This is a genomic window from Paenibacillus amylolyticus (assembly GCF_051136285.1).
GTDB lineage: Bacteria > Bacillota > Bacilli > Paenibacillales > Paenibacillaceae > Paenibacillus > Paenibacillus amylolyticus_F.
Window position 1 is genome coordinate 2,947,880 of record NZ_CP194938.1, and the last position, 12,459, is coordinate 2,960,338.

The window sequence follows — 12,459 nt, forward strand, 5'->3', positions numbered from 1 at the left end:
GTGTTGAAAACAAAGGATTTCTACGTATCTATTCGTTGCATTCCTACTACGGCCTCCACATGCACCGTATGGGGGAACATATCCACCGGCGTTACCTCCACCGTCCGATAACCACCATCCTCCAGCACTCTTAAATCACGCGCCAAGGTGCTTGGATTACAGCTCACGTACACCACGCGTTCCGGCTTCATCTCAAGGATCGTGTCGAGCAGACGCGGGTCGCAGCCTTTCCGGGGTGGATCGACGACGATGACGTCGGCTTCGATGCCTTGTTCTTTCCAACGCGGGATGACGTCCTCGGAGGCACCAACTTCGAACTTGACGTTGCGCATCTCGTTCAGCATCGCATTGCTACGCGCATCCTCAATCGCTTCGGGCACAATCTCAACTCCATATACCTGATCCGCATGCTGCGCCAGGAAAAGAGAGATCGTTCCGATGCCGCAATAGGCATCAATAACCGTTTCTTTGCCGCTCAGTCCGGCGTACTCTACCGTTTTTCCATACAACACTTCGGTCTGCACCGGATTGACCTGATAGAACGAACGTGGAGAGATCGCAAATTGCACGTCCCCGATATAATCATAGATTACATCCCGGCCCCACAGGACGCGGGTCTCGTCACCGAAAATAACGTTTGTCTGCTTTTTGTTCACGTTCTGGCAGATGCTCGCCACCTGAGGAATCGCTTCGCGGATACTACCAATCCACTCGTCTTTATGTTGAATATCTCGGCCATTTGTCACCAGGACAAGCATCATCTCACCTGTACGGAACGCCTTTTTCACTACGACATGACGCAACAGGCCGCGGCCTGTTTCTTCGTTGTACGCACTGATGCCAAGGTGACTGCCGATCTCCTTCACCTTCGCCACAACTTCATCATTGTGCTCGTGCTGAATAAGACAGGTCTCCATGTCGATGATCCGGTGGCTTCCTTTGGCATAAAAACCACCAACCAAACCACCTTCGGTTACACCAATCGGTACCTGTGCCTTATTCCGATAACGCCACGGCTCGTCCATGCCCATCGTTGGCAGGACACGAATCCCGTGTTCTGTATCTTCTTCGTTCATAACACCTTCAAGCCGCAAACGAATGTGATTACTCTCGTTGGTTTGTACAGTGTGTTCATCTATTTGTTCATCCAATGGAGATTGTTCTGAATGGGCTGCCTGAGTCTCATCCTCCGTCAGCACGTTCAGCTTCCCGATCCGCTGCAAATTATCAATAACAAGCTGACGTTTCCACGCCAGTTGACCAGTATAACTCATATGCTGGATCTGACAGCCACCGCATTGATCGTAGATCGGACATGGTGCGGATACACGATCCGGGCTGGCTTTGACAATCTCCAGCAACTTGGCATATCCGTACTGCTTCTTGGTTTTCATGACGCGCACACGCACGGTTTCCCCCGGAAGGGCACCCTGTACAAATAACGTGTATCCGTCCGCACGGCCTACACCCTCTCCGTCATGGTTCATACCAATGATCTCAATGACGGTTTCTTCATTTTTGCTAACGGGTAATCCTTCAATTGATGCGGATTCACGTGTTCTGCCTTTGGAACGCACACCAGAAAGAGATGCACCCCGTGACCGCACCTCTTTGCCTGACTGACTTGGTGATGGACGAGTTGGTTGCGTTGATTGACTTGGCTGACGGGAAGCTGAGGCATTCCCTTTCCCTTGAGGAGCAGCCGAATTCCGGCGGTTTTTTCCACGACCGCTGCGGTTCGTATTAGACAACGTACATTCACTTCTTTCTTAATATAGTACACCGCCTGCAATGACGGTGAGCTGAATTGATTTGTTAATTGAGTTGATCTGAATTGAGTTGAGTTTAACTTGAGCTATTCTGAACTGTTCCGTCATTTTCGTAATCTTAATAAAAGAATTGCCTTATTCACGCCAAAAATAACGTTCCAAAATTCTAACGAATCTCAGAAACGTTATTTCATTGTAACATCTACCGATGGAACAGCTGCAGATGATGTTTTAGATTGGTAAACGTTGCTGGCAGTGTACCACCCAGCTCACCGTCCAGATTCAGTTGCACATACCCCGGTGAAGTGATTTCCATGTGATCCGTCTGGAAATGCACGACCTTTTTGTCGTTCAGATGTTCCCCGCGCAGTGCCAAAGTAACAAGACGAATCATATCCGCCAGGTTACACTTGCGTACACCAATTACATCGAACAACCCATCATCGATGGTTGCCCCCGGAGCCAGCTTCTCAAAGCCGCCAACGGAGTTGGTATTTGCAATGAGAAACAGCATGAATTCGTCATGAATTTCTTCCTGACCGTTCGCATGAATGATTAATTCCTGCGGGGACAGGCTTGCCATTTTCTCAATACCCTTCATATAATAGGCCAGTTGCCCAATCATTGTTTTCAAACGGCTTGGCACTTCATAGGTCAGTTCAGTTAACGAACCACCACCGGCAATATTGATAAAATACCTGTCATTCGCCTTGCCCAGATCAAGTGGGCGCGTCTGCTGTTGAATGACCAGATCCACGTATTCTTCCCATTGTCTTGGAATACCCAGCGCACGCGCAAAATCATTGGTCGTCCCCAAAGGAAACACACCCAGCGGAGGACGGTTCTCCCGCTCGGCCATACCATTAATGACCTCATACAACGTGCCATCCCCACCAGCAGCAAGAATCATGTCATATCCGCGTTCAATCGCAATTTCCGCTTCCCGGGTTGCATCGCCTTCCCCGGTTGTTGCGTGACACGAAGCCTCTATGCCGCCTTGATCCAAACGCTGTAAAATATCAGCCAGACGTTTCTTCATTTCTTCCCGGCCTGAAGTCGGATTATATATTAATCGAGCACTTTTCATCTGATACGCCACCTATTCCACATTATCCATGAGTCGGAATGACCTCATCTTCTTACGCTGCATCAGTCCACCAAGGGGTACTATTTAACTTAACACAATCATGAATTTCCGTTAATTTTGCCCGAACAATTCGTTCTATATATAACTATGCCAGAGGAATTTCGTCTCATTCCAAAAGCTGTTACTTCTATCATATCATCAAATGTAAAGATGTCCTAGCCTAATCCAATCGTGATTATTGTATAAATCACAACTCAAAAAGTCCCTTACCCTAATAAACATGCCTTAGCCAACTTGAAACTGATTCAACATTCTTCTTTTGCAAAAGAACCCACTGATCTTCCATTCTGCCCGCTTGGACAGGAATTAATCTTCGTGCCTTCCCCTGCTTGCATTCAATTATGACATAGATATACAGCAAATTTACAAATCTCAATATAAAAATATAAATCAAATCAATATTTTTCCAGTACCATTGAAGTACAGAATTCATCCATACATATTTGCTTCACTCTATTACATTTATAAAGGAGATTTGCGCGATGCAAAAAACAAAGAAATTTGTACTTATGCTTATGGTTACCCTGCTAGCCTACTTACCTATGGGCACCGCTGCGGAAGCTGCTGTCATTAATCATGATCAGGTCGTCGGTTTCCAAGAGGTCACACCCGTGACGGCCACGCAGATCACAGCCAAACGTTTTCAACCTTTTCTGAAGGTCTACCATGGATGCGTCCCTTTCCCTGCCGTTGATGCACAGGGAAACACCAGTGCCGGCTTGGCAACATCCGGATCACACAATGGTGGCTGCGGCTCCAATCTGGGTCAGATCTACTCCCGTTCCGCTTGGCATAATGGGGTGTGGGCGATTATGTACGCATGGTACTTCCCTAAAGACAATCCTTCTCCCGGATTTGGACATCGTCATGACTGGGAAGGCATTGTGGTATGGGTCGATAATCCGGCTGTAGCCAATCCGAAAGTACTCTCCATCGCTTATTCTGGTCATGGTCAATTTACTAAAGTATCTCCAAGCAACAGTAACATGCAGGGCAATCATCCAAAAATCTCCTATAATAGCACCTGGCCGCTCAATCACGAGCTTGGTGTAACCAATGTTGTTGGTGGAACGCAGCCACTCATCGGTTGGGACGACCTGACTCCAGCAGCACGTAATGCCCTGAATACAACGGACTTTGGCAGTGCCAATGTGCCTTTTAACGACAACAGTTTTGCGAGCAATCTGAATAAGGCCTGGTTTAGATAATTAGGTTAGACATCCTCATTCTTGTAAAATTTCTGATTACACTTTTCTAACTAAAGAAAAATAGACCAAAAAAAACCACGTCCAAGGACGTGGTTTTACGTTTTATGCAAAATAGAATGATTCCGATGATAACGTTATTCTTCAGCCCTGTTACACCGTTCCAGCAAAACGTGAATCTGACGCTCCAACCACTGACCTAACAATGGATGAGGCAGTAGGGTCTCTCCACTATATGCATATTCCAGATCCTTAAGCCGCCTCGGAATAACATGCTGGGTAAAATAACCGGCACTCAAAAACAGCGGTGCCACAATAACGCGACTTCCACGCTCTTCGCTCCAGTATTTCACCTTGTCATACACACTTTCCGGATTCAGCAACGCATAGTCCGTATGAGCAACTGCGCTAACTTCATGTACATGCTTCGCAAGGGAGGAAATGCCTGCTTCCCAGCGTTGGCGGAATCCATCATGGATACTGCCGTGTCCAACAAGCAGAATTGTCTCCTGCTCCGGCTGTTGCGACAGTGACCGAACCTTGTCCCATACCATAACGGCAATATCAGGATCATGATCTACCGGATAACCAAAATGAACCCGGGCTTTTACTTCGAATGGTTCGAGATCTGTTTCACGTTCAGGTGCATCTTTGGCCCCAATCGCATATTCTATCTCATCCACATGGGTACTGCCAGACGATACAAACAGAGGCACAACCAGTATATCGGTTACACCCTGAGCCTCCAGCCGGTTAATACCGTCCTGGATCAAACGCCCATCCACCAATTCCAGAAATCCGGCTTCAACAGGTAACGGATCAGGCAGATTCAACCGGGAAATCGCGTCATCGACGGATTCTACCCAGGTCTTCTCCTGTGAACCGTGACTAATGATGAGTACACCCGGCTTCTTCATAACTTAGCGTCCCAGGCGTTCCAGCGTCATTTTATAACCATCGTTACCATAATTCAGACAACGTTTAACACGCGAAATCGTAGCCGTACTTGCGCCCGTCTCCGCTTCAATCTGGTTGTACGTGTTACCTTTGCCAAGCATACGTGCCACTTCCAGCCGCTGAGACATGGATTGAATCTCGTTCACGGTGCAGAGGTCATCAAAAAAGACGTAGCACTCTTCAATATCCTTAAGTGTCAAAATGGCCTCAAATAATTGTTCAATGCTTTTATCATTTAGCTTTTTCAGCTGCATTTTATCATCATCCCCTAGCGGTTACTGTGTACATACATTGTACCTACCCTGAGTTGGTATTTCAAGCGTTAACGATTTCACGCACTACAGAACAAAAACACATGTTACCGCTTACAAACAGTACTATCGTCCTCTCTGGGTGGACATCAAGCATGAATATCCCGTTTTTTGCCCACTTGAGGTTAACATTTCCGATTATATATCTAGGATTTCAATCATTCCAATTGTTACAAATTTGTGTCCAAACTTCATTTTTATTCCTAAATACATCTTCTAAACACACTGGCATAACCTGCGCCCAAATCCGCAAATATCCCGTTTTCCGTGACATCTGCCTACGCCGCCTCTCCGCGAATGACATACAGTATATCAAAAGGGAGTTCCACCCTGCTTGTTATTGTCTTATCTCACACGATTGATTTCTCGATGCAACGGAATTCCGAAATCTATGGTGGAACGCAATTCCGAAAAATCTAATATAGAAGGAACGTGATCGTTCATGCCACAGCATTATTACCATCGCCAGCCCGGAACACGACAGCGTCCGGCTCCTCATGGTCAGCGGCAAGCTCGCACTTCGGCATATGCACCTTATGAAACTGTGCCACGCTCTTTGAATGAAGCCCAGATTCAGCCGATGTACCCTGGTGTTAATCCGACTTACCCGACCTTCGCTGAAGTCGAAGCCTCCAGTCTTGTACCTTACGGGCAAGGCGGATCTGCCGGAAACCTCTACGCAGGTGCAACTCCGGTTGTTCCAGTTGTTCCTGATCCAGCTGCTGCCTCTTCAGGCAGCTCCGGCTTTTCCCTCGCCAATCTGGGTGAATTAAAAGGAATGATTGACCGCTTTGGTGGTATCGACGGCATCATGAGCGGCGTTGCCAAAATGCAAAAAGTGGTTGGCGGCATTCAGCAGATGGCACCGATGATGAAGCTCGTCATGGGCATTCTGCCGTTTGGAAAAAATAAAAATAGCAGCAGCGAGGCGGATGCCGACTTCGAAGAATACTCCAAGCCACGCCCGCGCAAGCGCCGCAAAAAAACGACGGGTACGCAGCGGAAACGCAGCTCGTCTCCGGCTCGCCGTAAAACGGCAGCAGCTAAACCGCGTCCCAAAAGACGCAAAAGCTAGTTCCATCCAGGCACTCCCTCTCAGAAGGGGGGTGCCTTAACCTTTTTTCATGCAACACATGGCTTCGTCCATGCTAACTCACCACCCTGGCCCTGCTCCCTGTTTAGAAATGTTATATTCAATAAAACACTTAAGAACCTATGTTCTTACTAATGGAAAATGAGGTATACTAAAGAAATCTAAAGGAGGTAGACCATGGAACTGTTAAAAGACAAGTATTCACCGGCTCTCATTGATCGTACCGGCGATCAGCTGCATCAATTTTATCCGCAGCTACAGACACAGCAATTTCGGGAACTGGTTTTCGCTGAAGGCTGGGAAGCGCTGGAGTTCAAAGCAAGAATTCGACGAATTACGGAATCTTTGACCCAGGTACTGCCGGCCGATTACGAAGAAGCTTTACATATTCTAGAGCAGGCAGCTCCGCAGATGCGGGGTGTTGAGTATCTTTTTGTGCCTGACTTTATTGAAGTGAATGGGACTGCACCGGACAAGTACGAGCTGTCCATGAAGTATCTTGCGGTATTTACACCGTATTCAAGCTCCGAGTTTGCAGTAAGGCCGTTCATTCAACGTTATCCACTCAAGACGATGAAACATATGATGGAATGGACGGAGAGCGGCGATGAGCATATTCGCAGGCTAGCCAGCGAAGGCAGTCGTCCTCGTTTGCCATGGGGAGCCAAGCTCGGGGAATTCATTGTTGATCCTACACCGGTTCTTCCAATCCTGCATGCGCTTCGACAGGACGAGTCCCTGTATGTACGAAAAAGTGTAGCGAATCATCTGAACGATATTTCCAAAGATCATCCGAATCTTGTTCTTGATCTGACTAAGACTTGGTACGGTCAACACCCGCATACCGACTGGATTATCCGTCACGCGAGTCGTTCATTGCTCAAAAAAGGTCACCCTGCTGCACTAAGCCTCTTCGGCTACCATAAACAGGAGGCCGTTCATATTGAAAACCTGAAGCTGGATCGGGATCAGATTGCCACGGGTGAGGATCTTCATTTTTCATTTGATGTGGTCAATACAAGTGGTGAACCACAAATGCTGAGGCTTGAATATGAGATCGGATATATGAAGGCTAATGGCAAACAGGCGCCCAAACGATTTAAGTGTTCTGACAAAATGTATGCAGAAGGTCGAAGCAAGGTCGCTACAAAACAATCGTTCAAACTGATCACCACACGTAAGTATCACGCAGGTCTGCACACGCTCACGATCATTGTAAATGGGCAGGAAACGGAGACCGCTTCTTTTGTGCTTGAGGCAGACTAAACCTCGGAACGTGGAACTCCATTTTAGTTATGCACAAGCTGGTATTAACGAATCACTTATACACATGTGGATAGAAAAATAATGACCGCCAGGCTACCACTCTTGGAGTAACGATCTCTCGTTTGCTCGCGTGGCTCGCCTGACGGCTCTTTTTTTGTTCTTTTACCATTTATATTTTTTATCTTTATCCGTGTAACCATCCGGCCTACTTAAACCAGCCCCGCTTCACAAACCAGGCCACCATACAGCCCCCTAGAACAAACATTAGTAAAAGCACCGCACCGTAGCCATACCTCCATTGAAGTTCCGGCATATGGGTGAAGTTCATTCCATAAATGCCTGCAATTAAAGTTAGCGGCATAAATACCGTCGTAATGACCGTCAGTGTTTTCATAATCTGATTCATGCGATTCGAATTCAACGAGATATAACTGTCGCGCAGGTCTGCCGTCATCTCCCGATCCGCTTCGATCATATCTGTCAGTTTGAGCAGATGGTCATAAATATCAGTAAAATACGCAGTGTGTTCTCCCGTTCGCTGTACATGCTGCGAATTAATGACCCGGTAGAGAAGATCGCGCATCGGGACAACGGTACGTCTAAGCTTTAAGAGTCGACTACGCAGGTCAAACACCTGATTCATCAATTCTTCCACCGACTCCTGACCACCCCGGTTTTCCAGTTCAGCCAGCTCATCCTCGATGGTAAACAACGACGGAAAATAATGATCAACCAGTTTGTCCATTACTGTATATGCTGCTGCCACCGGTCCTCTTGCCCAGATCGTACGTTCATGTGCATGTTTCAGCAGCCGATCCCAGGCCTCATCCACTTCTTCCAGTTTCCCATGATGAAAGGACACCAGAAAGTTCTGTCCCAGAAACAGATCCACCTCTTCTGCCTCAAGTGTGGCTGGATTCAGCGCATGTAATACAAGAAACTGCAAATTCTCATAGTAATCCAGTTTTGGACGCTGTAATACATGCAAACAGTCTTCAATAGCAAGCGGGTGAAAATGAAAATATGTATCCAGCAGCCCGCTTTCTTCCTCCGTAGGCTGGTTGAAATCTGCCCATATCCAGGCATAATCGTTCAAATCCAGCTGCTCCAGCGGCATGTTCACAGTGATTTGATGATCCTGTGTAATGGCAAGTGTACGAATCATGGATTAGACCACGTCCTTGTCTCTGATCAAAGTTCTTAATTTCATTGTACAACCTGGACAACAAAAAAAGCCAACCCGGTTGGCTTCTCTCATTTCCCCTATCCACAGGAAGGTTTCTTTTGGTTTATCATTCCACGGATGGCTATCCACATATCCAGCCTGTCCACACCTTCGTGCACAGGCATTTCTTCAACTCGTTGTATAATTATCCACATATCCCGATATTCACATGGTTATAAACAGGTTAACGCCCTGCTTGCTGTATACGATCCACGAATACTTGGCTCTTCTGTTGACAACAATTTAGAAAATGATCCAGTACAACAGACCTGCAAGGGCTCCGGTAATTGGAATCGTAATGAACCACGTAATAATAATACGTCCAGCCAGTCCCCATTTTACAGCGGAGAAACGTTTCGCCGAACCTACGCCCAGAATCGCGGACGTGATTGCGTGTGTCGTACTTACCGGGAGGTGCAGCAATGTTGCTGAGAAAATAACGGATGCAGCAGAGAGATCGGCAGCAAAACCGTTAATCGGTTCGATTTTAAAAATCTTGGTCCCCATCGTTTTGATGATTTTCCATCCACCAATTGATGTTCCCAGAGCCATAGCTGTTGCTGCAGAAATTTTAACCCACAGAGGTACATCGAGATTATCTTGTACTTTGGCTGCGACGAGTGCAAATGTAATAATCCCCATCGCTTTCTGTGCATCGTTGGTACCATGCGTAAATGCCTGCAGGGCAGCTGTGAAAATCTGTACCGTACGGAAGCCTTTATTCACATTGTGCGGACTGCGTTTCGCAAACACATATTTGAGAATCGTCATGACGATATAACCAATGGCAAAGGCAATCAGAGGTGATATCAGCAAACCTACGACGATATCTGAGAATCCACTCCATTTTACTTTGTCCGAACCGGCTCCGACGAGTACAGCACCTGCGAGCGCTCCGATCAATGCATGTGAAGAGGAGGAAGGAATTCCAAACCACCAGGTCACCAAATTCCAGATGATTGCGGCAATCAAGGTAACAATGACGACCTCAATCCCGTTCTCAAGCTTGGTGGGGTCGGTCACGCTACCCCCAATCGTCTTCGCCACGCCTGTAAACATCATCGCACCGACAAAGTTCATTACCGCTGCCAAAATAATGGCACGGCGCGGCGTCAGTGCACGTGTTGATACCGAGGTCGCAATGGCATTGGCTGTGTCATGAAATCCATTAATGAAGTCAAACGCCAGTGCAAGGAAGACGACTATACCTAATACCCAAATCGTTGTTTCCATTATTCTCTGGCTCCTTAAGAATTACGCATGATGATGGATTCAAGAACGTTCGCAACATGTTCGCAAGCATCCGTTGTTGTCTCAAGACGTTCGTAAATCTCTTTGCGCTTGATCAATTCAATCGGATCGGATACAGTAGCGAATAGATTCTTGATGCAGTTACGCAAAACTTCGTCGCCTTGGTTTTCCAAATCATTCAGACGAATGGTATATTCCCGAATCGCCAGCAATTTTTTCTGGGATAACAAATGAATCGCCTTCTGGATTTCGTAAGCCGATTCGCGCAAAATCTCTGCAAATTGAATGATGTATTCGTCCGGTTCCACCAAATTGTACATATAGAAACGGGAAGCTGTTGCTTCAATTCCGTCCAATACGTCATCAAGAGTTGTTGTCAATTCCATAATATCATCGCGTTCGATCGGCGTGATAAATGTTTTGTTGAGTTCTGTAATGATCGTGTGCACATAGTCATCACATTTAGACTCGTACTTTTTCATTTCATTAGCAAAAAGAGTTACATCCTGAAGGTTGGAAATATGCTGGGAGAAGTAATCTGCCGCTTGAACAACCGTATCTGCCATGTTCTCCAGTGTTTCAAAAAATATGTCCTTCTTCTTCTTAATCTTCATAGCTCTATCCCCTCTTCGAGAAATTGCGCCGATAACCGATGAAACATGAAATGACAACCTTTGATATCTTATCATATTTGTTTCATGGTTTGTACAAAAGCTGCGATCCTTTTTTATATTCTTCTCATATTAACCTGAAATGAATCGTAATTATTTGGAATTATGGCAAAATCAGACTCGAATTTTACACTGCGTTTACAAAAATGCACAAAATTCGACACATAACCCAAAGCAATTTTTTATAAAAAGCGCCACTTTACGACAACACATTGTCAACACTCATCATCGTTTTCAGCGCTCTCTTTCATTTCATCCTGCAGAGATGATTCTTTCGATTGTTCCTGATATTTGTCTATTTTCTGATTATTGCTCTGCCAGCTTCACATGATCCGCAAATTGTGAATGGTTGGGTACGATGTTAATGAACGTTTTTCCCGGTACAAGATTCATTTCACGTCCATCCTTCACAAAACGAATAATATCCCCTTTTTTTCTAACCCATTGCCCGCGAATCATCTTGCCCTTCTGAAACAGCATTGCCTCACCGCCATGATCCAGATTGACAGATATTCTGCCCACTTCGTCGAGCACCTTATGGTCAGCCCCTGCGACAATAATGTTCGCTGCGCCAAGCTGATTACCGTTATCTTTATCCTGGTCTGGCTTCCCATTCACCATTCTCATATATCGTCCGCTAACTTCATCATAATCATACGTTACTTTATAACTATTTAATAAATAATGGAGTTCAAACCGCTTGACGTTTTCCCCCGTAGACGTGGCACCTGCCTCGTCATATTTGTATACGGGAGATTGGAATTCATGACTGTACCCTTTCTTGTCCGCTCCTTCTCTGAGCTTGTCCACAGATGTATATAGATTGTGAGGGGCTTTACGGTCTTTGGAACGCCAGAAGTAAGGCCCGCCATTCGAAATTTCATCCATATGCTGTTTACGCTGTTTTTGTAAAATCGAATAGGCCTCCGGACTACCTCCGGCGTGAATAAGCAGACCGTCATAACTTTCACCCAGTTCAATAAGGTACGGGCGAATGCTGCGTATAGGGCCAACCGTCTCTGCCTCGCCTTCACTCTGGAAAATGGCAATGAAGCGAGTAATACCCCCTTCGGCAAGCACCTCAATAATAATGTCCGCTGCACTCAACCCCGATTGGGGACGTGCTGCTGGAGCATTGTTGATCATCACGGCCAGCGGCCGCTGCGTAGACGCTCTCTCCACGGCTAGTCCCGTGAAAGGGGCTGTAAAGCCAGAATTAACAGGTTCCTCCACAGGCTTCTCTTCTTGAACGGGTGCAGGTGTGGGCTCCGGCTGGGGAATTTGGGCGACCTCTTTGTTCTGGCAAGCAGCAAGACTCATGGCAAGAAAGCAGATTAATGCTGCCGATACGGCTTTGCTCCAAGAAAAAGACTTCAACATAGAACCTCCTGAACGATTTGGCTGACTCTCTTCTGCTTGTCATGTGATATTTCTCTCATGCAGACAACCATCTCACGTATTTCTTTCCATTTAATCACAACACTTCCGTTTTGTCTGCGCCTAGTAAGCCTTGTCTTATCTCAGAAATCGCCTTTGAATCATGAAATGAGCAAATAAATATGTC

11 protein-coding genes are annotated in these 12,459 nt (G+C 46.4%); 3 read left to right on the top strand and 8 right to left on the bottom strand.

Features of this window, described 5'->3' with window-relative positions; all coding sequences use genetic code 11:
- Nucleotides 1-20: 20 nt before the first annotated feature.
- Nucleotides 21-1,751: a 23S rRNA (uracil(1939)-C(5))-methyltransferase RlmD gene (gene rlmD, locus ACR8BL_RS12865; protein WP_434748038.1), complete on the bottom strand. Its 1,731-nt coding sequence runs from the start codon at nt 1,749-1,751 to the stop codon at nt 21-23.
- Nucleotides 1,752-1,971: 220 nt separating this feature from the next.
- Nucleotides 1,972-2,856 (bottom strand): diacylglycerol kinase, encoded by an 885-nt coding sequence (locus ACR8BL_RS12870; RefSeq protein ID WP_434748039.1) that lies wholly within the window; start codon nt 2,854-2,856, stop codon nt 1,972-1,974.
- Nucleotides 2,857-3,398: 542 nt separating this feature from the next.
- On the opposite strand from ACR8BL_RS12870, the gene ACR8BL_RS12875 reads away from it, so the two are divergent.
- Entirely contained in the window at nt 3,399-4,124 is a 726-nt protein-coding gene (locus ACR8BL_RS12875; protein ID WP_434748040.1) for an NPP1 family protein, read from the top strand.
- Between the two features lie 134 nt (nt 4,125-4,258).
- Here ACR8BL_RS12875 and ACR8BL_RS12880 read toward each other — a convergent pair whose 3' ends face one another.
- Nucleotides 4,259-5,038, bottom strand: a complete 780-nt coding sequence (locus ACR8BL_RS12880; protein ID WP_434748041.1) for a sirohydrochlorin chelatase — start codon at nt 5,036-5,038, stop codon at nt 4,259-4,261.
- Between the two features lie 3 nt (nt 5,039-5,041).
- Nucleotides 5,042-5,332 (bottom strand): YerC/YecD family TrpR-related protein, encoded by a 291-nt coding sequence (locus ACR8BL_RS12885; protein WP_017690665.1) that lies wholly within the window; start codon nt 5,330-5,332, stop codon nt 5,042-5,044.
- 499 nt (nt 5,333-5,831) lie between these two features.
- Here ACR8BL_RS12885 and ACR8BL_RS12890 point away from each other — a divergent pair, with 499 nt between their 5' ends.
- Both ACR8BL_RS12890 and ACR8BL_RS12895 read left to right on the top strand, forming a co-directional pair.
- Complete coding sequence (locus ACR8BL_RS12890; protein WP_434748042.1) at nt 5,832-6,464, top strand: tyrosine protein kinase; 633 nt, start codon at nt 5,832-5,834, stop codon at nt 6,462-6,464.
- A 195-nt stretch (nt 6,465-6,659) separates the two neighbouring features.
- A complete protein-coding gene (locus ACR8BL_RS12895; protein WP_434748043.1) occupies nt 6,660-7,748 on the top strand; it encodes a DNA alkylation repair protein in 1,089 nt (362 codons plus the stop codon).
- Between the two features lie 205 nt (nt 7,749-7,953).
- Here the strand turns inward: ACR8BL_RS12895 and corA are convergent, their stop codons facing one another.
- The 4 genes from corA to ACR8BL_RS12915 all read right to left on the bottom strand — a co-directional run bounded on the left by corA (nt 7,954) and on the right by ACR8BL_RS12915 (nt 12,275).
- A complete protein-coding gene (gene corA, locus ACR8BL_RS12900; RefSeq protein ID WP_434748044.1) occupies nt 7,954-8,913 on the bottom strand; it encodes a magnesium/cobalt transporter CorA in 960 nt (319 codons plus the stop codon).
- 303 nt (nt 8,914-9,216) lie between these two features.
- Entirely contained in the window at nt 9,217-10,206 is a 990-nt protein-coding gene (locus ACR8BL_RS12905) for an inorganic phosphate transporter (protein WP_434748045.1), read from the bottom strand.
- Between the two features lie 14 nt (nt 10,207-10,220).
- Entirely contained in the window at nt 10,221-10,838 is a 618-nt protein-coding gene (locus tag ACR8BL_RS12910) for a DUF47 domain-containing protein (RefSeq protein WP_434748046.1), read from the bottom strand.
- A 363-nt stretch (nt 10,839-11,201) separates the two neighbouring features.
- Nucleotides 11,202-12,275 carry a DUF3048 domain-containing protein gene (locus ACR8BL_RS12915; protein ID WP_434748047.1) on the bottom strand — a complete coding sequence of 358 codons (1,074 nt, stop codon included), beginning with the start codon at nt 12,273-12,275 and terminating at the stop codon, nt 11,202-11,204.
- Between the last annotated feature and the right edge of the window lie 184 nt (nt 12,276-12,459).

What these genes read in the sequence shown, in the direction of transcription:
- ACR8BL_RS12870 (WP_434748039.1), bottom strand. Translation starts at nt 2,856, where the DNA reads ATGAAAAGTGCTCGATTAATATATAATCCGACTTCAGGCCGGGAAGAA.
- ACR8BL_RS12875 (WP_434748040.1), top strand. Translation starts at nt 3,399, where the DNA reads ATGCAAAAAACAAAGAAATTTGTACTTATGCTTATGGTTACCCTGCTA.
- ACR8BL_RS12880 (WP_434748041.1), bottom strand. Translation starts at nt 5,038, where the DNA reads ATGAAGAAGCCGGGTGTACTCATCATTAGTCACGGTTCACAGGAGAAG.
- ACR8BL_RS12885 (WP_017690665.1), bottom strand. Translation starts at nt 5,332, where the DNA reads ATGCAGCTGAAAAAGCTAAATGATAAAAGCATTGAACAATTATTTGAG.
- ACR8BL_RS12890 (WP_434748042.1), top strand. Translation starts at nt 5,832, where the DNA reads ATGCCACAGCATTATTACCATCGCCAGCCCGGAACACGACAGCGTCCG.
- ACR8BL_RS12895 (WP_434748043.1), top strand. Translation starts at nt 6,660, where the DNA reads ATGGAACTGTTAAAAGACAAGTATTCACCGGCTCTCATTGATCGTACC.
- corA (WP_434748044.1), bottom strand. Translation starts at nt 8,913, where the DNA reads ATGATTCGTACACTTGCCATTACACAGGATCATCAAATCACTGTGAAC.
- ACR8BL_RS12905 (WP_434748045.1), bottom strand. Translation starts at nt 10,206, where the DNA reads ATGGAAACAACGATTTGGGTATTAGGTATAGTCGTCTTCCTTGCACTG.
- ACR8BL_RS12910 (WP_434748046.1), bottom strand. Translation starts at nt 10,838, where the DNA reads ATGAAGATTAAGAAGAAGAAGGACATATTTTTTGAAACACTGGAGAAC.
- ACR8BL_RS12915 (WP_434748047.1), bottom strand. Translation starts at nt 12,275, where the DNA reads ATGTTGAAGTCTTTTTCTTGGAGCAAAGCCGTATCGGCAGCATTAATC.